Annotated in this window: 20 protein-coding genes; 14 read left to right on the forward strand and 6 right to left on the reverse strand. The window is 74.8% G+C overall.

Annotation, left to right across the window (positions count from 1 at the left end):
• Positions 1 to 283 precede the first annotated feature (283 nt).
• The 3 genes from LG396_RS17460 (at position 284) to LG396_RS17470 (ending at position 3,080) form a co-directional block, all read left to right on the forward strand.
• Complete coding sequence (locus LG396_RS17460; RefSeq protein ID WP_225795444.1) at positions 284 to 1,240, forward strand: NUDIX domain-containing protein; 957 nt, start codon at positions 284 to 286, stop codon at positions 1,238 to 1,240.
• 190 nt (positions 1,241 to 1,430) lie between these two features.
• The gene (locus tag LG396_RS17465) at positions 1,431 to 2,111 is read left to right on the forward strand and encodes a hypothetical protein (protein ID WP_225795445.1); all 681 of its coding nucleotides are present in this window, start codon (positions 1,431 to 1,433) and stop codon (positions 2,109 to 2,111) included.
• Between the two features lie 393 nt (positions 2,112 to 2,504).
• Positions 2,505 to 3,080: a class F sortase gene (locus LG396_RS17470; protein ID WP_504968192.1), complete on the forward strand. Its 576-nt coding sequence runs from the start codon at positions 2,505 to 2,507 to the stop codon at positions 3,078 to 3,080.
• A 63-nt stretch (positions 3,081 to 3,143) separates the two neighbouring features.
• Here LG396_RS17470 and LG396_RS17475 read toward each other — a convergent pair whose 3' ends face one another.
• Complete coding sequence (locus LG396_RS17475; RefSeq protein ID WP_225795447.1) at positions 3,144 to 4,514, reverse strand: dipeptidase; 1,371 nt, start codon at positions 4,512 to 4,514, stop codon at positions 3,144 to 3,146.
• A gap of 158 nt (positions 4,515 to 4,672) precedes the next feature.
• Between LG396_RS17475 and LG396_RS17480 the strand changes: the two genes are divergently transcribed.
• The gene (locus tag LG396_RS17480; protein WP_225795448.1) at positions 4,673 to 6,148 is read left to right on the forward strand and encodes a geranylgeranyl reductase family protein; all 1,476 of its coding nucleotides are present in this window, start codon (positions 4,673 to 4,675) and stop codon (positions 6,146 to 6,148) included.
• On the opposite strand, the gene LG396_RS17485 is transcribed toward LG396_RS17480, so the two are convergent.
• A complete protein-coding gene (locus LG396_RS17485) occupies positions 6,132 to 6,584 on the reverse strand; it encodes a nitroreductase family deazaflavin-dependent oxidoreductase (RefSeq protein ID WP_225795449.1) in 453 nt (150 codons plus the stop codon). The genes LG396_RS17480 and LG396_RS17485 overlap by 17 nt on opposite strands.
• A gap of 163 nt (positions 6,585 to 6,747) precedes the next feature.
• Between LG396_RS17485 and LG396_RS17490 the strand changes: the two genes are divergently transcribed.
• From LG396_RS17490 to LG396_RS17500, 3 genes are all read left to right on the forward strand, one after another.
• Positions 6,748 to 7,449, forward strand: coding sequence for a TetR/AcrR family transcriptional regulator (locus LG396_RS17490; protein WP_225795450.1), 702 nt, complete (start codon positions 6,748 to 6,750; stop codon positions 7,447 to 7,449).
• A gap of 140 nt (positions 7,450 to 7,589) precedes the next feature.
• Positions 7,590 to 8,963 carry a sensor histidine kinase gene (locus LG396_RS17495; protein ID WP_225795451.1) on the forward strand — a complete coding sequence of 458 codons (1,374 nt, stop codon included), beginning with the start codon at positions 7,590 to 7,592 and terminating at the stop codon, positions 8,961 to 8,963.
• Entirely contained in the window at positions 8,960 to 9,625 is a 666-nt protein-coding gene (locus tag LG396_RS17500; protein ID WP_018836341.1) for a response regulator, read from the forward strand. Before LG396_RS17495 ends, LG396_RS17500 begins: the two co-directional genes overlap by 4 nt.
• A gap of 55 nt (positions 9,626 to 9,680) precedes the next feature.
• On the opposite strand, the gene LG396_RS17505 is transcribed toward LG396_RS17500, so the two are convergent.
• Together LG396_RS17505 and LG396_RS17510 are read right to left on the reverse strand one after the other, a co-directional pair.
• Positions 9,681 to 11,909, reverse strand: a complete 2,229-nt coding sequence (locus LG396_RS17505; RefSeq protein ID WP_225795452.1) for a terpene synthase family protein — start codon at positions 11,907 to 11,909, stop codon at positions 9,681 to 9,683.
• Between the two features lie 238 nt (positions 11,910 to 12,147).
• Positions 12,148 to 12,828, reverse strand: coding sequence for a response regulator (locus LG396_RS17510; protein ID WP_225795453.1), 681 nt, complete (start codon positions 12,826 to 12,828; stop codon positions 12,148 to 12,150).
• Between the two features lie 180 nt (positions 12,829 to 13,008).
• Between LG396_RS17510 and LG396_RS17515 the strand changes: the two genes are divergently transcribed.
• From LG396_RS17515 to LG396_RS17525, 3 genes are read left to right on the forward strand one after another with little or no spacing between them, the layout of a single operon-like run.
• Complete coding sequence (locus LG396_RS17515; protein WP_027767094.1) at positions 13,009 to 14,004, forward strand: Bug family tripartite tricarboxylate transporter substrate binding protein; 996 nt, start codon at positions 13,009 to 13,011, stop codon at positions 14,002 to 14,004.
• Positions 14,001 to 14,654: a tripartite tricarboxylate transporter TctB family protein gene (locus LG396_RS17520; protein ID WP_225795454.1), complete on the forward strand. Its 654-nt coding sequence runs from the start codon at positions 14,001 to 14,003 to the stop codon at positions 14,652 to 14,654. Before LG396_RS17515 ends, LG396_RS17520 begins: the two co-directional genes overlap by 4 nt.
• Before the next feature lies 1 nt (position 14,655).
• The gene (locus tag LG396_RS17525) at positions 14,656 to 16,170 is read left to right on the forward strand and encodes a tripartite tricarboxylate transporter permease (protein WP_037741577.1); all 1,515 of its coding nucleotides are present in this window, start codon (positions 14,656 to 14,658) and stop codon (positions 16,168 to 16,170) included.
• Here the strand turns inward: LG396_RS17525 and LG396_RS17530 are convergent.
• Positions 16,124 to 16,369 carry a DUF6332 family protein gene (locus LG396_RS17530; RefSeq protein WP_225795455.1) on the reverse strand — a complete coding sequence of 82 codons (246 nt, stop codon included), beginning with the start codon at positions 16,367 to 16,369 and terminating at the stop codon, positions 16,124 to 16,126. The genes LG396_RS17525 and LG396_RS17530 overlap by 47 nt on opposite strands.
• An 88-nt stretch (positions 16,370 to 16,457) precedes the next feature.
• Here LG396_RS17530 and LG396_RS17535 point away from each other — a divergent pair, with 88 nt between their 5' ends.
• Positions 16,458 to 16,853, forward strand: coding sequence for a MarR family winged helix-turn-helix transcriptional regulator (locus LG396_RS17535; RefSeq protein WP_018836348.1), 396 nt, complete (start codon positions 16,458 to 16,460; stop codon positions 16,851 to 16,853).
• Between the two features lie 26 nt (positions 16,854 to 16,879).
• Here the strand turns inward: LG396_RS17535 and LG396_RS17540 are convergent, their stop codons facing one another.
• Positions 16,880 to 18,142 carry an MFS transporter gene (locus LG396_RS17540; RefSeq protein WP_372483519.1) on the reverse strand — a complete coding sequence of 421 codons (1,263 nt, stop codon included), beginning with the start codon at positions 18,140 to 18,142 and terminating at the stop codon, positions 16,880 to 16,882.
• Between the two features lie 17 nt (positions 18,143 to 18,159).
• Between LG396_RS17540 and LG396_RS17545 the strand changes: the two genes are divergently transcribed.
• From LG396_RS17545 to LG396_RS17555, 3 genes are all read left to right on the forward strand, one after another.
• The gene (locus tag LG396_RS17545; RefSeq protein WP_026276959.1) at positions 18,160 to 19,386 is read left to right on the forward strand and encodes an ROK family protein; all 1,227 of its coding nucleotides are present in this window, start codon (positions 18,160 to 18,162) and stop codon (positions 19,384 to 19,386) included.
• A gap of 177 nt (positions 19,387 to 19,563) precedes the next feature.
• Positions 19,564 to 20,106, forward strand: coding sequence for a dihydrofolate reductase family protein (locus LG396_RS17550; RefSeq protein ID WP_037741572.1), 543 nt, complete (start codon positions 19,564 to 19,566; stop codon positions 20,104 to 20,106).
• 313 nt (positions 20,107 to 20,419) lie between these two features.
• A complete protein-coding gene (locus tag LG396_RS17555; protein WP_018836352.1) occupies positions 20,420 to 21,754 on the forward strand; it encodes an NsdA family TPR-like regulatory protein in 1,335 nt (444 codons plus the stop codon).
• Positions 21,755 to 21,760: the final 6 nt, after the last annotated feature.

The following is a 21,760-nucleotide window of genomic DNA, read 5'->3' on the forward strand; positions in this document are numbered from 1 at the left end:
CCGCCGAACCCGGCCCGTGCGAAGCGGGCAGGTGAGCGCCATCCTGCCGGGCCGGCGGCGGGCGATGGAGGGCCGAACGGGCCCCTGCCGGACCCCGTACGGCCCGGTTGGAGCGGGCGGGCCGGCGTACGGGCACGGCGGCGGCCCGGCTTCGTCCGCGACCCGGCGTCATTGCGCCGGGTTACGGCGGTGTGACGTAGCCCTGCGGCCAAACTCTTCGCACGGAGTTTCCCCGGGAGCGGGTAGCGGGCAACTCTCTGGGGGCTGCTGAGAGGGGGAACATGTGATCGTCTGGCTGAACGGCGCATGGGATACGGGTCTGCGCCGCGTCGCGCACGAACTGGTGGAGCTGACGCCGGGGAGCATTCTCTACGACCCGGAGCTGACGGGCGGGCAACTGCGCGAACTGCTGCCGCAGAAGCGCCTGGAGGAGGTCGATGACGAGCAGGAGCTGCCGTCGTGGCGCCGGCTGGTGGTGGAGACGGCGGCGGCGCTGCTCGCGGAGGCGGACGGCCCGCTGGTGGTGCCGGCGGCGCTGTGGCGCCAGGAGCACCGCGACGAGATCTTCGGGCGGCTGGCCTCGCGCGGCTTCGAAGTGCGGCATTTGCTGGTCTCGTTTGACGAAACGATCCTGCACGCCGGCTGCCTCCCGCCTTGGCTCACCGGCGACGCGCACCTCGTCGACGCCGCAGGTCAGAGCGCACGCGCCACGGCCGAGGAGATAGCGTCGCGCCTGCGCGCCGGGGCCGGATTCTGCGACATCGTGCAGAACTCCGAGCCCACCGGCGAGACGCTCGCCGCCGGCGTGCTGCTCTTCGACGAGGACGACCGGGTGCTCCTCGTCGACCCCACGTACAAGCCGGGCTGGGAGTTCCCTGGCGGCGTCGTCGAGGCCGGCGAGGCGCCGGCACGCGGCGGCGTCCGGGAGGTGGCGGAGGAGCTGGGGCTGAGCCTGCGGCGGGCGCCCCGGCTGCTGGTGGTGGACTGGGAGCCGCCCCGGCCGCCCGAGTACGGCGGGCTGCGGCTCCTCTACGACGGCGGCCGGCTGGGCCCCGCCGAGGCGGCCGGTGTCCTGCTGCCGGGTCCCGAGCTGCGCGCCTGGCGGTTCGTCACGGAGGACGAGGCGGGCGGGCTGCTGCCGTCGGTGCGGTTCAGCCGGCTGCGGTGGGCGCTGCGGGCCCGGCGGCAGGGGGCGGCGGTCTACCTGGAGGGCGGCGCACCGGTCACGGACGGGGTGTAGCGCGGGGGCGCGGCGAGAGCGGCGCGAGCGGGACGCGAGGGGCGTGGCGGGGTGACGACGGCAACCCTATTGGCCCTGCTATTGCCCCATTCAGCAGTTTTTGAGTGCGTGTCAATGCCTCTGGCTGCATAGCGTCTCTGCTAGCGGCGACCCACGTCGTCGCGTCCCCCACTTCAGGAGCTCACGAGCGATGCGGATCATAACCACGGCGCTGGCCGCCGCGGCCGTCGGCGCCGTCGCCGCCGGCCTCACGGCCACGGTGGCGACGGCACAGGGCAACGACGACAACATCACCTCCTTCGGCTTCACCGTCAGCCCCAAGACGGTCAAGCCGGGCGGCAAGGTCGATCTGACCGTGACCGACTGCGACAAGGAAGCCACGGCCTCGTCGGCGGTCTTCGACAAGACGACCCTCGGCACGGGCGGCGGCACCCAGAGCGCGCAGGTCATGGTCGACCTCGACGCCAAGCCGGGCGCCGCCTACGACGTGACGTTCACCTGCGGCGGCGAGTCCGGCACCGCGCCGCTGACGATCGCCGCCGGCGGCAAGTCGGAGATCGGCGCCACGTCCAGGCCGGGCCGGGAGCCGGGCAAGGAGGCGACCTCGTCGGCGCAGCCCTCGCAACCCTCACAACCCGGAAAGGAGGCCGCGCGGCCGGCGCAGCCCGCCCAGCCGGGCAAGGAGGCCGCACCGGTCCGACCCGCAGAGCCGGCGCAGCCGGTGAAGCCCACCCAGCCGGCCCGCGGCGGGCTCGGCGGCTCCCAGGCGGACAACACCGCGATGCTCTCCGGTGGCGCCGGGCTCACGGCCGCCGGTGCGTTCGGCGGCGTCCTGCTGCTACGGCGCCGGGAGGCGCCCGGGCGCGACTGACCCCGCGGCGCAGGCACCGGTCCGCATCGCACGCGCCGCCCCGCGGCCTTCGGGCCGCGGGGCGCACGGCACAGGCCGTACCCGACTCGCCGCACCGTCCGCCGTACCACCCGCCGCACAGCCTCCCGCACGGGTCCCCGCGCGGCTCCTCGCGCAGAAACGGTCCGCACCATGCACGAGCAACGCACCATCGACCCCTACGCCGCGATGCCCTACGGCATGACCCCGCACGGCACGCCGCCCCACGACACGACCGGGTACGGGGCCGCGCCGAACGGCACCGCGCCCGGCGGCCCGCCGCCGGGCCCCGGCGACGACGGCGACGACGGGGGCGGCGGGAGCGCGGCGGGCGCACTGCGCAACAGGTTCGCGGCGGGCCTCGTCATCTGCGTGATGCTCCTCGGCATCGGCATGATCCACACCGCGCTCACCGGAGGCTTCGGCCCGCCGCAGCCCTCCGGGCAGGGCGCGCGGGCCGACGACGGCCCGCCGGCGCACCCGCCGCTGCCCGCCTCGCCGCCTGCCGCGATCCGCGTCCCCGCCATCGGCGTCGACGCCCCGCTGACCGAGGTCGGCCTCGACCCCGACGGCTGGCTCGCCGCGCCGCCCGCGGGGGTGCGCAACCTTGCCGGCTGGTACCGGGACGCGGCCACCCCCGGCGCCACCGGCACCGCCGTGGTCACCGGGCACGTGGACGACGCGGCCGGGCCCGCCGTCTTCTACCGCCTCGGCGGCCTGAAGCGCGGCGAGGTCGTCAAGGTCGACCGGGAGGACGGGCGCACGGCGGTGTTCACCGTCTACGCCGTCGAGGTCTTCGACGCCGACGCCTTCCCCAGCCGGCGCGTCTACGGCGACACCGACCGCGCCGAACTGCGCGTGCTCACCTGCGGCGGCGGGTACCGCGAGGGGGACGACCCCGGCTACGAGGGCAACGTCGTCGTCTTCGCCCGGCTCACGGACGTCGCCTGACGGCCGCTTGCGGGCCGCCAGGCGGACCGGAGCCTGCCCGGTGCGCGCCGCGGGTCCGCGGCGTCAGTCCGTGCGCCCGGCCGCGTACCCGTGCAGGAACAGCGCCTCGGCGAACGACAGCCGCTCCAACTCCTCCGGCGACACGCTCTCGTTCACCGCGTGGATCTGCGCCTCCGGCTCGGAGAGCCCGATCAGCAGTATCTCCGCCCGCGGGTACAGCTCGGCCAGGGTGTTGCACAGCGGGATCGTGCCGCCCTGCCCGGCGACCTGCATCTCCTCGCCCGGGTACGCCGCGCGCATCGCTTCGGCCATCGCGCGGTACGCAGGGCTGGTGACGTCGGCGCGGAACGGCTCGCCCGAGCCGTACGGCTCGGTGGTCACCCGCACGCCCCAGGGCGCGTGCGCCTCGAAGTGCGCGGTCAGCCGCTCCGTCGCCTCGGCCGCGTCGTGGCCGGGCGGCAGCCGCAGGCTGACCAGCGCCGCGGCGGTGGCCTGCACCGAGGGCGTGGCCTCGGCCACCGAGGGGACGTCCATGCCGACCACCGTCACCGCGGGGCTCGACCAGATGCGGTCCGCGACACTGCCCGAGCCGATCAGCTCGACCCCGTCCAGGACCTTGGCGTCCTTGCGGAAGTTCTCCTCCTCGTACGCCAGGCCGTCCCACCGGGAGCCGGGCGCCAGGCCGTCGACCGTCGTCGAGCCGTCGGGGCCGCGCAGCGAGTCGAGGATCCGGATGAGCGCGGCGAGGGCGTCGGGGGCGGCGCCGCCGAACTGGCCGGAGTGCAGGTTCCCCGCCAGCGCGTCCACCTGCACGCGCAGCATCGTCATGCCGCGCAGGGTGGCCGTGACCGTGGGCAGGCCGACGCGGAAGTTGCCGACGTCGCCGATGACGATCGTGTCGGCTGCCAGCAACTCCGGGTGCTGCTCGGCGTACTGCTGCAGCCCGCCGGTGCCCTGCTCCTCCGAGCCCTCCACGATGACCTTGACCGAGACCGGCACGCCGCCGTTCTCGCGCAGGGCGCGCAGCGCGGTCAGGTGCATGAGGACGCCGCCCTTGCAGTCCGCGGCGCCGCGCCCGTACCACCTGCCGTCGCGCTCGGTCAGCTCGAACGGCGGGCTCAGCCACGCCGATTCCTCGAGCGGCGGCTGGACGTCGTAGTGGGCGTAGAGCAGCACCGTGGGGGCGCCGGCCGGGCCCGGCAGGTGGCCGTACACCGAACAGGTGCCGTCCGGGGTGTCGAGCAACCGCACGTCCGGGAAGCCCTCGGCGGTCAGTGACTCCGCGATCCAGCGTGCGGCGGCGTCCGACTCGGTCGCCGGAAAACGATCCGGATCGATGAGCGCGACCGAGCGGTAGGAGACCAGCTCGGCCAGTTCGGTACGGGCGCGCGGCAGCAGGCCGGCGACGGTGCCGGCAAGCCGATCGGTGTCCATGGGAACGCTCCTCGGGGGAACTGCGTTGTGTCCTGCGGTGTCGGGTCCCGGAATCGGGGCGAGCGGTGACGATCATCGCACAGCGGTGCGTCGTTCTAGGATGCGGCAGGTGGGCGCCCCCGGGCGGGGGTGGCCGGAAACAGGAGCAGAGAGCCAACGTGACCAGCGAGAACGAGGCGGGCAACGAAGCGGGCGAAGCGGCGGACGGCCGTTCGCCGGGCGACGCACGGGACGCGGGAGCCGACGGAACGCGGGACGCGACGCCGGACGGAACGCCGGAGCCGGCGCCGGACGCGCGACGGGACTCCGCAGCCGGTGCCGCGGGCGACGCTGAGGCGGGCGACTCGGACGACGCGGCTGACACCGGTGAAGCCGGTGCCGCGGCCGACGCCGGTACGGCACCCGCCGCGGAATCCGGTGGCGAGGCCGCCGCGGACCCGGGCGTCTGGGACGTCGTCGTGATCGGCGCGGGTCCGGCCGGCGCCTCCGCGGCGTACGCGGCAGCCGGCCAGGGCCGGAGCGTCCTGCTCCTGGAACGCTCGGAACTGCCCCGTTACAAGACCTGCGGCGGCGGCATCATCGGGCTGTCCCGCGAGGCGCTCCCGGACGGCGTCGAACTCCCGCTGCGCGACCGCGTCAACACCGTGACGTTCACCATGCGCGGCCGCCTCGGCCGCACCCGCCGCTCCCGCCGCACCCTGTTCGGGCTCGTCAACCGCGCCGAGCTGGACGCCCGGCTCGCCGAGGCGGCGCAGCGCGCGGGCGCCCGGCTGCGTACCGGTGTGACCGTCGCCCGCGTCGAGCAGCACGGCCCCGACGTGCCGGACCGGCGCACGGTCGCCGTGCACCTGGCGGACGGGGAGAAGGTGCTGGCCCGCGCGGTGGTCGGCGCGGACGGCAGCGCGGGGCGGACCAGCAGCCACGTCGGCGTCGAACTGGAGCAGGTGGACCTGGGCCTGGAGGCGGAGATCCCGGTGCCGCCGGAGGTCGCCGACGACTGGCGCGGCCGGGTGCTCATCGACTGGGGCCCGCTGCCCGGGAGTTACGGGTGGGTCTTCCCCAAGGGCGACACGCTGACGGTCGGCGTGATCTCCGCCCGCGGCGACGGCGCCGCCACGAAGCGCTATCTGGAGGAGTTCACCGCCCGGCTGGGGCTGGCGGGCTTCGAGCCGAGCCTGTCGTCGGGGCACCTGACGCGCTGCCGCGCGCACAACTCGCCGCTGTCCCGCGGCCGGGTCGTGGTCTGCGGCGACGCCGCCGGGCTGCTGGAGCCGTGGACCCGGGAGGGCATCTCGTACGCGCTGCGCTCCGGCCGGCTCGCGGGGGAGTGGGCGGTGCGGATCGCCGAGGCCCAGGACGCGGTGGACGCGCGCCGCCAGGCGCTCAACTACGCCTTCGCCGTCAAGGCCGGCCTGGGCGTGGAGATGGCGGTCGGGCGGCGGCTGCTGGCGGCCTTCGAGCGGCACCCCGCCGTCTTCCACGCGGTGCTGACCGGATTCCGGCCGGCGTGGCACATGTTCGCGAAGGTCACGCAGGGGACGACGACGCTCGGCGAGATCGTCCGCATGCACCCGGTGGCGCACCGGACGCTGACGCTGCTGGACCGGAAGGGCGCGCTCAGCGGGTCTCGGTGAGGCGGAAGACCGGGTGGTCCGGGGCGGCGGCGAGCAGTTCTTCGTCGGAGGAGTCGGCCGTCACGCCCTTGAAGTACTGGTTGACCTCCCAGCCCCAGCGCTTGAGGTAGCTGCGCAGCACGGGCACGGCGGTGGCGGGCGGCAGCTCCTCGACGGTGAAGGCGCGCACCTTGCGCCCGACGCGCAGTTCGCCGCCGCCGGCGGCGCGCATGTTCCGTACCCACTGGGAGTGGCCGCGGGCGGAGACGAGGTACTGCTCGCCGTCGTGGCGGTGGGGGTTGACGGGCAGGCGCAGCATCTTGCCGGACTTGCGGCCGCGTACGGACAGCTCCGCGGTGCCCATGATGCTCACGCCGCGGCGCGCGAGCCAGCCCACCGCCTTGTTGAACTTCGCCGCGACGGGGCCGGCCTTGAGGTAGTGGGGCTGCGTGGTCATGGTGGCCTCCTGGTGGGCGTGCTGCGCGGCGCTTTTCGTGAGCGGTGATCTGAACCGAGAGCAGTGCTCTCTATATGGAGCAGTGTGCATCAGGACGGTGCTCCAAAGCAAGAGCACTGCTCTCGATTGTGTGCACTGCTCTCGCAATGGCAGACTGACCCCCATGACGAGGGTCACAGGAGCCAGGGAGCGCGCCCGCACCGAGATCGCCGAGAGCATCAAGGCCGAGGCCAGACGCCAGCTCGCCGACGCGGGCGCCGCCCGCCTCTCGCTGCGCGCCGTCGCCCGCGAGCTGGGCATGGTCTCCTCCGCGCTGTACCGCTACTACCCCAGCCGCGACGACCTCCTCACCGCGCTGATCATCGACGCCTACGACGCCGTCGGCAGCGCCGCCGAGCGCGCCGTCGCCGCCGCGCCCGCCGCCGACCCCGTCGTCCGCTGGACCGCCGCCTGCCACGCCGTACGCCGCTGGGCGCTCGCCCACCCGCACGAGTACGCCCTCATCTACGGCTCGCCCGTCCCCGGCTACGCCGCCCCCGAGGCCACCACCGGCCCCGCCTCCCGCGTCGCCCGCGCGCTGATCGGCGTCGCCGAGGAAGCCGCCGACAGCGGCCTGCTCGCCCCCGCGCCCTTCGAGTCCGCGGACGTGCTCCGCGACGCCGAGCAACTGGTGCGCCGCCTGGGCATGCGGCTCCACCCGGCGGCCATGGCGCGGCTGACCGCCGCCTGGGCGCAGCTCTTCGGGCTCGTCGGCTTCGAGGTGTTCGGCCAGTTCCACGACGTCGTCCACGCCCGCGAGGAGTTCTTCGACCGGGCCGCGGCGGACCTGGGCCGCGGCATCGGCCTGCGCAGCCCGGCCGCGTAGCCCTCCGGCCGCCTGCGCCGGCGCGGGCCCTTGCAACCACCGGCCTCACCCCCCGCTGAGCAGGTACTCCACCGGGAGTACGCCGGGTGTCCGCGTACGGCTGACGCCCGAAGGCACCGCCGGCGGTTAGCGTTTCAGGCATGCGACGCGGAGGACCCCCCTGGCGGGGGCGGGACGACGAGGGCGGCGGCCGGCGGTGGCCGGGGCCCCCGTTCGGCGGGCCCTACACCCCCGGCGCCGCGCCCCGCGGCGCCGACGGTCCGGACGGCCCCGGCAGTCCCGACCGTCCCGACGGCCGCCCGCTGCCCGGCGTGCTCCGCTGGCTGCCCAGCCGCGACCGCCTCCCCTGGCGCTCCACCCTCTTCCTGACCTTCTTCATGGTCGCCGGCACCCGCGGCGCCGCCCAGGACACCGACCGCGTCAACCCCTTCCCCGGCGCCCTCGGCTTCCTCCTCGCCGCGGCCGTCCTCCTCCTGCTGCGCCACCGCTACCCGCGCACCGCCGCCTACGGCACCGTCGCCGTCTGCCTCGGCTACCTGGCCGCGGGCTTCCCGTACGGGCCGATCTTCCTCAGCGCCGCCGTCGCCTGCTTCGCGGCGATCTCGGTGGGGGAGCGGCACGCCGTCTGGGGGGCGCTCGGGCTGCTCTTCGCCGGCCACATCGCGTACACCTCCCTCCTCTACCGCTGGCTGCCGCCGAGCGACGACGGCGGCGGCCACTGGGGCCAGCTGCTGTTCGTCGTCGCCTGGGTGCTGGCGGTGGTCGCGGGCGGGGAGTTGATGCGGACCCGCCGCGAGCAGTGGGCCGCCCTGCGGGCCGAGCGCGAGCAGTCCAAGCGCCGCCGTGCCGACGAGGAGCGGCTGCGCATCGCCCGCGAACTGCACGACGTGCTGGCGCACAGCATCTCCGTGATCAACATCCAGGCCGGCGTCGGCCTCGCACTCCTCGACCAGCAGCCCGAGAAGGCCCGCGAGGCGCTCACCACCATCAAGTCCGCCAGCAAGGAGGCGCTCGGCGAGGTCCGCCAGGTGCTCGACGCGCTGCGCACCCCCGGCGGCGCCCCGCGTTCGCCCGCCCCCGGCCTCGACCGGCTCAGCGAGTTGAAGGAGCAGGCCGCCGCGGCCGGCCTCACCGTGGACGTCGCGGTCGAGGGCGGCCGCACCCCCCTGCCGCCGGGTACGGAGCTGGCCGCGTTCCGCATCGTCCAGGAGGCGCTGACGAACGTCGTCCGCCACTCCGGCTCGCGCACGGCCCGCGTCCTGGTCCGCTACGCGCCCGGCGAGCTGGAGCTGTGCGTCGACGACGACGGCCCCGCCACCGCGGGCGGCCTCACCGGCGGCGGCAACGGCCTGGTCGGCATGCGCGAGCGCGCCTCCGCGCTCGGCGGCACCGTCGAGGCGGCCACCCGCTCCGACGGCGGCTTCCGGGTGCGGGCCCGCATCCCGCTCCCGGCGGATACCGTGAACGCCGGCCGCCGGTCCCGCGGCCGCGACATCCCAGAGGAGCGCCAGTGATCCGCGTGATGCTCGCCGACGACCAGGTGCTGGTACGGGCCGGCTTCAGCGCCCTCCTCGACGCCCAGGAGGACGTGGAGGTGTGCGGCGAGGCGCCCGACGGCGAGCAGGCCGTCGCCCTCGTCCGCGAACAGCGCCCGGACGTCGTCCTCATGGACATCCGCATGCCGGTACTCGACGGCCTGGAGGCCACCCGCCGGATCACCGGCGACCCGGACCTGGCGGGCGTGAAGGTCGTCATGCTCACCACCTTCGAGCTGGACGAGTACGTCTTCGAGGCGATCCGCGCCGGCGCCTCCGGCTTCCTGGTCAAGGACACCGAGCCGGAGGAACTGGTGCGCGCGGTACGCGCCGTCGTCGAGGGCGACGCGCTGCTCTCCCCGGGTGTCACCCGCCGGCTGATCTCCGAGTTCGCCGCCCGCTCCAAGGAGCCGGCGGCGGCAGCGGCGCTGGACGAGCTGACCGAGCGGGAGCGGGAGGTCATGGCGCTGGTCGGGATGGGCCTGTCCAACGAGGAGATCGCCCGCCGGCTGGTGGTCAGCCCGCTGACCGCCAAGACGCACGTGAGCCGGACCATGGTCAAGCTCGGGGTACGCGACCGGGCGCAACTGGTGGTGCAGGCGTACGAGTCGGGCCTGGTCCGCCCCGGCTGGCTCGGCTGACCCGGCCGAACCGGCTGCCCCGGCTGAACGAGGCAGCCCGCACCCGGCAGGCCCGTCACCTCCCGGCCCACGCCCCCGGCCGCGCCGCCGACGTACCGAGCCCCACCGGCGCCCCGCCCGGCAGCCCGGGCCCGCCCGCGTCCTCCGCCAGCTCGGTGGCCCCGTACCGCCGTACGTTCAGGTGCCAGTTGAGGATCCCGGCCATCCAGTTCTGCAGATCGCGTACGTACCCGTCCAACGCCGCGCGCGTCTCCTCCGGTGCTCCCAGGTCCTCGTACAGCACCGGCAGCCCGGTCTCCAGCACGTGCTCGAACTCCCGCATCCGCCCCGTGGTGAGGTCGTGCACGATCCGCACCGCCTCGGGGTAGCCGATGCCGAAGAAGGTCTGCACCACCAGCACGCCGTTGTGGATCTCGCCCGCGTACTCGATCTCCTTCTGGTAGGAGAAGAGGTCGTTGAGCAGGCAGGCGTAGTCCATGGCGGAGTTCTCCAGCGCCCGCACCGGCCCGCTGTCGTAGACCTCGGCCGGGACGGCGAACCCCCGGCGCAGCCGGCACAGGTACTTCGTCATGTCGGAGCCGAACGTCGCCCGCCGCATCTCGATGTAGTCGACCGGGTCGGGGACGCGGTGCTGCGCCTCGTTGGACAGCTCCCACAGCCAGGCGTCGAGCATGACCTCCACCGTGCTGCGGAAGTGCCCCCGCTCCGCCGGCGCCATCGGCTCTGCCGTCCGCCGCCACAGGTCGGCCAGCCCGCGCTCCAGCGCGTTCGCCGGCGGTGGGGGCGTCCCGTCGCCGAGCGGCATGCACAGCATGAGCCGGTCGTTCGAGGCCCGCGCCCCGGCCAGGTCGCCGGTGCGGCCGAAGACCGCCGGGTAGTAGTCGTCCCCGTACGTGCCCCAGGCCAGCCACAGCGAGGCCAGGACCAACTCCTCCTCGTCGGCGTCCGGATGCAGCCCCGAGGCGCAGAGCGGGAGGTCGTAGCCGTGCAGGCGCCGCGCGTCCCACACATGCGACCCCGGCACTCCCGGCTGGGGCTGCAGGATGCCCATCCGGCGGCACCAGTCGACGGTTTGGGACCGGGCCGCGTCGAGGTGCCCGGAGAGCCGCAGCCGGTACGGCATGCGCAGCTCCGGCACCAGCGACGGGCCGACCCGCCGGTGCGGCCCGTACGCGTACGAGCGCAGCCGCGTCGCGCCGGTCGCGGTCGCCGGTCCGCGCACCCCCGCGGCCGGCCCCGCGGCCGGGTCGGGCGCGGCGGCCACGGCGGGCGAGGCCGCCGCGGCGCCCTCGTTCATGTACCGGCTGGAGCGCAGGTGCCACTCGTGCCCGCCCGACTGCCAGTCCTGCAGCCCCTTCGCGTACGCCGCCACCCGCGCGCACTCGGCCGGGGTCAGCTCCTCCTCGGCGAAGAGCGCGGGCAGTTCGGTGAGCGCGGTGTGCTCGAACTGCTGCATCCGGGACGTCAGCAGGTCGTTGACCCGCTCGGCGGCCTCCTGCGTCCCGCAGCCGAGGAACGTCTCCAGCACCAGCACGCCGTTGCTCAGCTCGCCCTCGTCCTCCACCTCGCGCTGGTACGAGAAGAGGTCGTTGCGCAGGTGCACGGCGTCGGCGAAGGTGTCGCGCAGCACCAGCAGCGGCCGGGACGCGGCCACCCGGTCCGGCACCTCCGCCGCGGCGGCGTACTCCACCAGCCCGGCGGACCACGGCGCCCCGCCGACCTTGCGGCGCATCTCGACGTACTCGACGGGGTTGGCCACCCGCCCCTCGTCGATGTTGGCCAGCTCCCACAGCGACTCGTCGAGCAGGTTGACCGTGCTCTGCGCGAACCGCCGCCGCCACCCAGCCGACATCGCGGGCACGGTCCGCGCCCACAGGTCCGCGAGCCCCGCCTCGACCGGGTTGCGCGGCTCCGGCACGGCCGCGCCGGAGGTCTCCGGCGGCATGAACGCCGGCAGCCGGTCCAGGTACGCCTTGGCGCCGGCCCGGTCGCGGTCGCGTTTGAACGCCTCCACGAAGTGGTCGTCGAAGAAGAACACCCACACGTACCAGTCGGTGACCAGCGACAGCACGTCCGCGGAGCACTCGGGATGGGTGTACGCGCACAGCAGCGCGTAGTCGTGCGCGTCGAGGTCGGCGGTCTCCCAGATGCCCGAGCCCTCCAGCATCCCCATCCCGCGCGCCCACGCGCGGGAGTGCACCCGCGCCTGCTCGACGTGCGGGTTGAGCCGTGCGGGCCACGGCAGGTAGAAGGTCGGCAGTTCGAACGGCTGCTTAGGCGGCATCCGCCCCTCCCCGGTCTCGTTCGCGTCCAGCGCCCGGGGCAGCACTACCCCCCGCGTCGCCCCGGCACCCCGGGATGCACTCGCAGGGGTGACGCCCGGGCCGCGCGTGCGGGTCGCGTACGGGCGGGTGCCGCGGGCGTACGGGCCGGGCGCGCGTCCCCCGCGCCGGCGCGGGCCGCCAGGCCGTGCGGCCGGGCGCCGTACGGCCCGCCGGCCGGAGGGCCGGGCCCGCAAGGACTCAGCCGGACCAGCGGTAGCGGTGCTCGGGCCGCCCCGTGCCGCCGTACTTCAGCGACAGCTCGGCGCGGCCGGAGTCGGCGAAGTGCTCCAGGTAACGCCGCGCGGCCACCCGGGAGATGGCCGCCGCCTCGGCGCACTCGCTGGCGGAAAGGCCGCCGGGGTGCTCGCGCAGCACCCGCTCCACCAGCTCGGCGGTACGCACGTTGAGCCCCTTGGGCAGCGCGCCGGAGACGGTGGGGCGGGCGCTGAAGAGCCGGTCGACGTGCGCCTGCTGGACGCCGTCCGCGTCGTCGAGGGCGTCGAGCCGGGCGCGGGTGGCGGCGAAGTGACGCAACTGCTCCTGGAGCGCGGCCTGGCTGAACGGCTTGATGACGTAGTGCAGCGCGCCGCCGTGCAGCGCGCCGCGGATGGTTTCGGCGTCCCGGGACGCGGTGATCATGAGTACGTCGGTGTCCGCGTGTTCCCCCGCGCGCAGCCGGCGCAGCACCCCGATGCCGTCCATGTCCGGCAGATAGACGTCGAGCAGCACCAGGTCCGGGCGCAGCCGCGCCACCGCGCGCAGCGCCTCCGCGCCGCTGTGCGCGACGCCGGCCACCTCGAAGCCGTCGGTCGCCGCGACGTAGCGGCTGTGCAGCTTGGCCACCATGAAGTCGTCGTCGACCACCAGTACCCGGATCACGGCGGTCAGGCTAGCGCTCGGCGGCCGCCCGCGCCGGGACCAGAACGACCAGAAGTTTCCTTGCGTTCACAAGCGCGACACCTCGGGGCCGCGGCGGGAGCATGTGGCGACATCCGGACCCCAGTGATCATCCACGGCTCCGCGGAGCCGGCTCCCCGACGAAGAGGCGGTGACCGAACCGTGCGTCTGCCGACCACTCTACGCACTCCGTTCGCGCTCGCGGCAGCGGCGCTGCTGGTGCTCCTCGGCCCGCCGCTCATCACCGAGGGGGACGGCGCGGCGGAAGGCAGCCGGATCCCCGGCCTGGAGCTGATGGTGCCCAACACCCCCGGCGGCGGCTACGACATCACCGCCCGCACCATCGCGAGGAACATCGAGGACGCGGACCTCGGCAGCAACGTCGAGGTCTTCAACCTCCCCGGCGCCGGCGGCACCGTGGGCCTGTCCCGGCTGGTCAACGAGCACGGCAACGGCAAGCTCGCGATGTCCATGGGGCTCGGGGTCAGCGGCGCGGTCCGCACCAACACCACCGACCACACGCTCGCCGACACCACGCCCATCGCGCGGGTCACCGAGGAGCCCGACATCGTCGTGGTCCCCGCCGACTCCCCGTACAAGACCTTCGAGGACCTGCTCGCCGACTGGAAGGCCTCCCCGGGCAAGACCCCCGTCGGCGGCGGCTCGTCCCCCGGCGGTCCGGACCACCTGGCGCCGATGCTGATGGCCCGGGCCGCCGGGATCGTGCCGAAGGAGGTCAACTACGTGCCGTACGACGGCGGGGGCGAACTGCTCGCGTCGATCCTCGGCGGCAAGGTCGCCTTCGGCGTCTCCGGCGTCGGCGAGTACCTCGACCAGATCGAGGCGGGCGACCTGCGCGTGCTCGCCGTCACCGGCGGCGAGCGGCACCCGGGTCTGGACGCGCCCACGCTGCGCGAGACGGGCATCGACGTGGCGTTCACCAACTGGCGCGGCTTCGTCGCCCCGCCGGGGCTGTCCGACACCGAACGCAAGAACCTCATCCACCTCTTCGAGAAGCTGCACGACACCGACGAGTGGCGGCAGTCGCTGAAGACGAACGGCTGGACCGACGCCTTCCTCACGGGCGAGAAGTTCGGCGACTACCTCGACGCGCAGGACCGGCGCGTGGTCTCGGTGCTGAAGGAGCTGGGCCTGTGACGAACGAGCCGACGAAGGACGGGACCCGGACCCCCGCGGAACCGCCGGACGACGACGCCCGGGACGCCCCGGACGGCAGGGGCGGCGACGGTGGCGGCGACGGCGGTGACGGCAAGGCCGTCGGGGGCGGCACCGCCACCCCCGACGGCGGCGGGCGGCTCGCCCTGCTGCGCGGCAGGTCAGAACTCGGCGTCTGCGTCCTGCTGCTGGCCATCGGCGTGCTCGTGCTGGTCGACGCGCGGACCATGGACACCGGCTACGCCCAGCGCGGCCCCGTCGGACCCGAGGCCGCCCCCACCGTCATCGGCATCGCCCTCCTCGTCGTCGCCGCCCTCCTGGCCGTCGACGTGCTGCGCGGCGGCAGGGGCGAGGCCGAGGGCGGCGAGGACATCGACCTCGACGCCCCCTCCGAGTGGCGCACCGTGCTGCTGCTCGCCGGGGTCTTCCTCGCCACCGCCTTCCTCATCGGCGAGGTCGGCTTCCCCATCGCCGGCGCGCTGCTGTTCTGGGGTGCGGCGTACGCGCTGGGCAGCCGCGCGTACGCCGGCGACCCACTCGTGGCCGCCGTGCTCTCGGTGGTCACGTACACGGTCTTCAACAACCTGCTGGGCGTCCCGCTGCCCGGCGGGCCGCTGATGGAGGTGCTGTGAGATGGACTCCCTCACCTCCCTCATCGACGGCTTCGGCACCGCGCTCACGCCGGCCCACCTCCTCTGGGCCGCCGTCGGCGTGCTCCTCGGCACCGCCATCGGCGTACTGCCCGGCATCGGCCCCGCGATGGCCGTCGCGCTGCTGCTCCCCGTGACGTACGGGCTGGAGCCCACCGCCGCCCTGATCATGTTCGCCGGCATCTACTACGGCGGCATGTTCGGCGGCTCCACGACCTCCATCCTGCTCAACACGCCGGGGGAGAGCGCCGCGGTGGTCGCCGCCATCGAGGGCAACCCGATGGCCAAGTCCGGGCGCGGCTCGCAGGCCCTGGCCGCCGCGGCGATCGGGCACTTCGCCGGCGGCATGATCGGCACCGTCCTGCTGGTCGCGCTGGCCCCCGTGATCGCGGACCTGGCCGTCGACATCGGCGCGCCGGACTACTTCGCCCTCATGGTCCTCGCGTTCATCGCGGTGACCTCCGTGCTGGGCCGCTCCCGCATCCGCGGTTTCGCCTCGCTGCTCGTCGGGCTGACCATCGGCCTGGTCGGCCTCGACCAGATGACCGGCCAGGAGCGGCTGACGTTCGGCTCGCTGCAACTCGCCGACGGCATCGACGTCATCATCGTCGCGGTCGGCCTCTTCGCGGTCGGCGAGGCGCTGTGGGTCGCCGCCCGGCTGCGCTCGGGCAACCAGGGCCCCATCCCCGTCGGCCGCCCGTGGCTGGCGCGCTCCGACGTGCGGCGGACATGGAAGCCGTGGCTGCGCGGGCCGGTGATCGGCTTCCCGTTCGGGGCGATCCCGGCGGGCGGCGCGGAGATCCCCACCTTCCTGTCGTACGTGACCGAGAAGCGGCTGTCGAAGCACAAGGACGAGTTCGGCAAGGGCGCCATCGAGGGCGTCGCCGGGCCGGAGTCGGCGGCGTCCGCCTCCGCCGCCGGGACGCTGGTGTCGATGCTCACGCTCGGCCTGCCGACGACCGCGACGGCCGCCGTGATGCTGGCCGCGTTCCAGCAGTACGGCATCCAGCCCGGCCCGCTGCTCTTCGACCGCGAACCGGACCTGGTCTGGGGCCTGATCGCGTCGCTGTTCCTCGGGATGTTCCTGCTGCTGCTCATCAACCTGCCGCTGGCGCCCGTGTGGGCGAAGCTGCTGCGCATCCCGCGGCCGTACCTGTACGCGGGCATCCTGTTCTTCGCGGCGGTCGGCGCGTACGCCGTCAGCGGCGAGGCGGTCGACCTGGTCATCCTGCTGGTGATCGGCCTGATCGGGCTCGGCATGCGGCGCTACGGGCTGCCGGTGCTGCCGGCGATCATCGGCGTCATCCTCGGCCCGGCGGCCGAGCAGCAGATGCGCCGGGCGCTCCAGCTCAGCGACGGCAGCCTGAGCGGCCTGGTCAACACCCCGTTCGCGGTCACGGTCTACGCCGTCATCGCACTGATCCTGCTCTGGCCCCTGGTCCGGCGGCTGGTCACCAGCGGCGCAGGACGAGCCCGACGCGGATCACGAACGCCGTAGCCCCGGCCGCCTTCGCGGCCGTCAGCACCCCCACCCTCGCGTCGCCGCGCACCGCGTCGAAGAAGAGCGCGGGCGCGGCGACGGCGAGGAACACCGCGCCCGCCAGCAGCGCCCCGGTGAAGGCCGCGTACACGATCTCGACGGTCACGGCGTCCCGTTGGCTCTGTGTCCTCGGTCCCCGCATTTCGAGCCCCCTCATAGTCCGAAGAGTATCCGCCCGACCCCGTGTTCAATCCGTTGCACACCGGCCGTCACATCACGCTCACGGGCTGGTACGGTGCCATGCCATGGCAACGGGGAGCGCCGAAGGCGCGGTCGTTTCTCAATGGCGGGAGATCCGCGCGGTGCACGCGCGGGCTGTGGGCGAGTTGGACCGTGAACTGCATCGATACGGCATCGGGGCCAGCGACTTCGAGGTGCTGGACGTGCTGCTGGGGATGGCGGACGCCGGCGACAGGGCGAGCCTGAGAGTCCAGGAGCTGGCGGACCGGGTGCACCTGAGCCAGAGCGCGCTGTCCCGCCTCGTCGGCAGACTGGAGAAGCACGGTCTGGTCAGCCGCGGCATGTGCCCCGAGGACCGCAGGGGCGTGCAGGTGTGCGTCACCGACGCGGGCCGTACGCTGCACGCCGAGGCGCTGCCGGTGCAGCGGGCGGTCCTCGCCCGCACCGTCGGCGTCAGATGACCGGCTGACCCGGCGCCGCCGGTCCCTCAAGCCTCCCGCGGGCGCGTCGCGTACTGCATGGCGTACGCGATGAGCGCCGCCGCTCCGGCGAGCAGCGCGACCGTGCTCAGCGCGGCGCGCAGCGAGAACCAGTCGGCGAGGAAGCCGATCGCCGGCGGGCCGAGGAGCATGCCTCCGTAGCCGAGGGTGGACGCGGCGGCGACGCCGTGCGGCCCGGCCAGCTCGCCGGCCCGGCCGATGGCGATGGGGAAGATGTTGGCCAGGCCGAGCCCGGTGAGGGCGAAGCCGGCCAGCGTGCCCCAGACGTACGGGGAGAAGGAGCCGAGCACCATCCCGGCGCACGCGGTCGCGCCGCCCGCGACCAGGGCCCGGTTCTGGCCGAGCCGCAGCAGCAGCGCGGTGCCGGAGAGCCGTCCGGCGGTCATGGCGAGGGCGAAGACGGAGTACCCGGCGGCGGCCAGGCCCGGGCCGGCGTCCAGGGACTCCTTGAGGTGCAGCGCGCTCCAGTCGGCCATGGCACCCTCGCCGTACGCGGTGCACAGCGCCATGAGCCCGAGCACGGCGACGAGCACCCGGACGCGGCCGGCGGGCAGCGCCGCGGCCGGCTCGTCCCCGCCGCCCGGCTCCGCCGTGCTCTCGGGGGCCGGCGGCGGCTTCGGGGCCGGGAGGGCGAGCAGCGCGCGCCCCGCGAAGGCGGTGACGGCCAGCCCGAGCAGCGCCAGCAGCAGCAGGTGCCGGGTGGGGGAGAGGTGCCCGGCGACGAGCGCGCCGAGCCCGGCGCCGAGCATCCCGCCGAGGCTGAACGCCGCGTGGAAGCTGGGCAGTATCGGCCGCCGCAGCGCGGCCACCAGGTCGACGGCGGCGCTGTTCATGGCGACGTTGATGGAGCCGAACGCAGCGCCGAACACCAGCAGGACCAGGCCGAGCGCGAGGGCGGAGCGGGTCAGCGGCGGCAGCACCACGCCGGCGCAGAGCAGCACGGCGGTGCCCACCGTGACCACGTGCGCACCGTAGCGGCGGATGAGGCCGCCGGTGAGCACCATGGTCGCCACCCCGCCCGCGGACACGCCGAGCAGCGCCAGGCCCAGGGCGCTGGGCGAGGCGCCGGTCTGGTCCTTGATGTCGGGGATGCGGACGACCCAGCCGGCGAAGACGAAGCCGTCGAGGGCGAAGAAGACGGTCAGGACGGTACGGAGACGGGCGAGCTGTGCTCCGGCGGGGCCGCGGGGCACGGTGCTGCCGCGCAGTGACCGGGGGAGCGCCGCCCGTATTTTGTTTAGCGTCGGCACAAAGACAGAATAGGAGTGTGACGCCGACTCGTACAAGGCCCGCGCGACCCGAGAGAGGCCGGAGCGCGCTGGGGCCCGCGCTGGAGCTCGTCCACACCGGCCGGGCGCCCACCCGCGCCGTGCTCACCGCCGAGCTGGGTGTGACGCGCGCCACCGCGGGCGCCGTCGCGGCGGAACTGGCGGCGCTCGGCCTGATCACCGTCGACTCCCGGCCCGCCGCCGCCGGACACCAGGGCCGCCCCTCGCACGGCCTGTCCGTGAACCCCGCGGGCCCCGTCGTGCTCGCCGCCCAGGTGCACGCGGACGGCTTCCGCGCCGCGCTCGTCGGGCTCGGCGGCCGCATCGTCGCCACCGCCCCCGGCTGCGGTACGGTCCCGGCCGACCCCGCGCACGTACTCGCGGCCGTCGTCGAGGAGGGCGCGAAACTGCTGCGTGCCACCGGGCGGCGGTGCGTGGGCGCCGGCCTCGCCGTGCCGTCCGCGGTCGCGGAGCCGGACGGTGAAGCGCTCAACCCGCTGCACCTCGCCTGGCCCGCGGGCGCGCCCGTACGCCGCATCTTCCGCGACTGCCTGACCGACTCCGGCATCGACTTCGCCGTCCCCCCGCGGGCGTTCACCGGCAACGACGTCAACCTCGCCGCCCTGGCCGAGCACCGCCACGGCGCCGGCCGCGGCTCCGCGCACCTGCTGTGCGTGGCCACGGGACACCGCGGCGTCGGCGGGGCGCTCGTCCTCGACGGGCGGCTGCACACCGGCAGCGCGGGCCTCGCGCTGGAGGTCGGCCACCTGACCGTCAACCCCGACGAGGGCCTGCCCTGCCACTGCGGCAGCCGCGGCTGCCTGGACGTCGAGACCGACCCGCTCGCGCTGCTCACGGCCGCCGGCCGCGCGCCGGGACCCGAGGTCTCGCTGCTCCAGCAGGCCCGTGACCTGGTACGCGACGAGTACGCGGACCCGGCGGTCGCCACCGCCGTCGCGCTGGTCGCGGACCGCCTCGGCCTCGGCCTCGCCGGCCTGGTCAACATCCTCAACCCCGACCGCATCATCCTCGGCGGCCTGCACCAGGTCCTGCTGGCCGCCGCCCCCGAGCGGCTGCGCGCCGTGGTGGCGGACCGCAGCCTGTGGGGCCGCAGCGGCGGCGTGCCGGTCCTGGAGTGCACCCTCGACCACAACAGCCTGGTCGGCGCGGCCGAACTCGCCTGGCAGCCGGTGCTCGACGACCCCCTCGGCGTACTGGAGCCGTGAGTCGCCGCCCGGCGCCGCCGGCCGTGCGGCAAGGTGGCCCGGGACGCCGGGGACACTGCGGTGCCGGAGCGGGACGGCCGCGCACCGATGACTTCCGGGCCCGGCCGCGGTCACACCTACCGGACCCCGGGTCCCACGGACCGGGGTCACCAGGTGACGACGAAGGAAAGGCGCCCCATGGCGAAGCTGCTGTACTCGGCCACCATGTCGCTCGACGGGTTCATCGCGGGGCCGGGAGGTGACATGTCCTGGCTCGCCGACCAGCTCGGGCCCAACCCGACGGTCGACGGGCTGATCCCGCAGGTCGGCTCGATCCTCTCGGGCGCCCGCAGTTTCCGCGGCGACGACCCGCACCGCGGCACCGAGAACGAGGGCGAGGCGTTCGGCGGCGGCTGGGAGGGACAGCAGTTCGTGCTCACCCACCACCCGCCCGCCGAGCCCGTCCCCGGCGTCACCTTCGCCGGCGACCTCGACACCGCGGTCACCGCGGCGAAGGCCGCCGCGGGCGACGCGTACGTGAACGTCATCGGCGCCGACGTCGCCCGCCAGTGCATCGAGGCGGGTCTGATGGACGAGGTGCTCGTGTTCACCGCACCGGTGTTCCTCGGCGGCGGCGTCCGGCTCTTCGACCGCCCCGGCGGCCCGCGGGTCCGGCTGGAGCAGATCCAGGTGACGGCCCTGCCGCACTGCACCGGGATCTGGCTGCGCGTCATCGGCTGAGCGCCGTACGGACCCTCCCGCCCCGGTCGCGAGCGGCCGCGGGCCGGACCGCCGTCCGGTCCGCGGCGCCCGCGCCGGTGGGGGGTGTGCCGCCCGCCCGGCCGGCCAGGTGCCGGGTCCGGCACGGCCGGGCGGGGCGGCTACGGAACCGCCGCCAGGCTGCGGGGAAGCGAGCGGACCCGATGCCGCACAGTCAACTCGCCACCCGTGGCCACCGGGAGGGCGCACACGCCACGACTGCGGGCGCGCACTTCACACCCCGTGTGAAAGGCCCTCGGTTACGCTGGCGAACACCCTGCTCGCGGGAGGGCACATGGAGCCCAACACCCTGCTCGACGCGGCACTCGACGAAGCCGGGATCTCCCACGCCGGGCTCGCCGCGCACGTCAACCGGGCCGGCGCCGCCCGCGGACTGCGGCTGCGCTACGAGCACACCGCCGTCGCCCGCTGGCTCAAGGGCCAGCGACCACGCGGCCAGGTGCCCGACCTCATCTGCGAGGTGCTCGCCGAGCGCCTCGACCGCCCGGTCACCCTGGACGACATCGGCTTCGGCGCCGCCGGCGGCCCCTCGGCCGCCGCACCGCTCGCCCGCTTCGTCGAGCGCGCCACCGCGCTGTGGCGCTCCGACGAGCAGCAGCACCCGCACGTCGTCGGCGCCCGCGCGCTCACCGGCACCCCCGCCGTCATCCCGGTGTGGGAGTGGGAGAACCCGCCGGAGGACGGCGACGTCTCCCGTACGGGCCCCGTGCACGTCAGCGAGGCCGACGTCACCACCCTCCAGGCCGCCCGTGCCCACTACGAGCAGATGTACCGCAAGGCCGGCGGCATGGCGACCCGCGCCCGCGTCGTGCGCTTCCTCAACTCCGAGGCGGCGCCGCTGCTGCGCGGCTCGTACGGCGATGACGTCGGCCGCCGGCTGCACCGGGCCACCGGCGGCCTCGTCGCCGTCGCCGGTATCTGCGCGTACGACTCGGACGCCCTCGGCCTCTCGCAGCGCTACTTCCACCAGGCGCTGCGGCTGGCCAAGGCGAGCGGGGACCGCGGCTTCGGCGCGTACGTCATCGCCATGCTCGTCAACCAGTCGCTGTTCCTCGGGGAGTACCGCCAGGCGGTGGCGTTCGCGGAGGCCGCGCTGCGGGCCGCGGACGAGGACGTCAGCCCCGCCCTGGCGGCCGATCTGTACGCGATGCAGGCCAAGGCGTACGCCTTCCTCGGCGACCGCTCGGGCACCCTGGCCTGCATCCGCCGCGCCGAGTCCGCCGCCGGACGGATCAGCGCACGCCGGGAGCCGGCCGAGACGGACTACGTCCAGCCGGGTCTGGTCAACGTGCAGGTCGCCGAGGCGCTCTTACGCATCGGCGACCTGCGCGCCGCCCGCGAACAGGCGGCGGCCGCCGTGCACCGGCCCGCACACGACCGGGGGCGGGTGCACCGGCTGGCGATTCTGAGCCACGTCGAACTGCGTCAGGGGGACGCCGAGGAGGCGGCGCAGGCGGCGCTGGAAATGGCAAGGGCGGCCAGAGGGATGGAGTCGCAGCGGCTGCGGGACAGGTTGCGCGCGGTCCGTCGCCATCTGACCGAGACCGGCGGAGGGGGGACCGCCGAGGCGGCAGAGCTGATCGACGCAGCGTTGCGCGTTCCGCTCTGAGACGGG

Origin of the sequence: Streptomyces aculeolatus, from assembly GCF_020400605.1 — a bacterium.
Classification (GTDB): domain Bacteria; phylum Actinomycetota; class Actinomycetes; order Streptomycetales; family Streptomycetaceae; genus Streptomyces; species Streptomyces aculeolatus.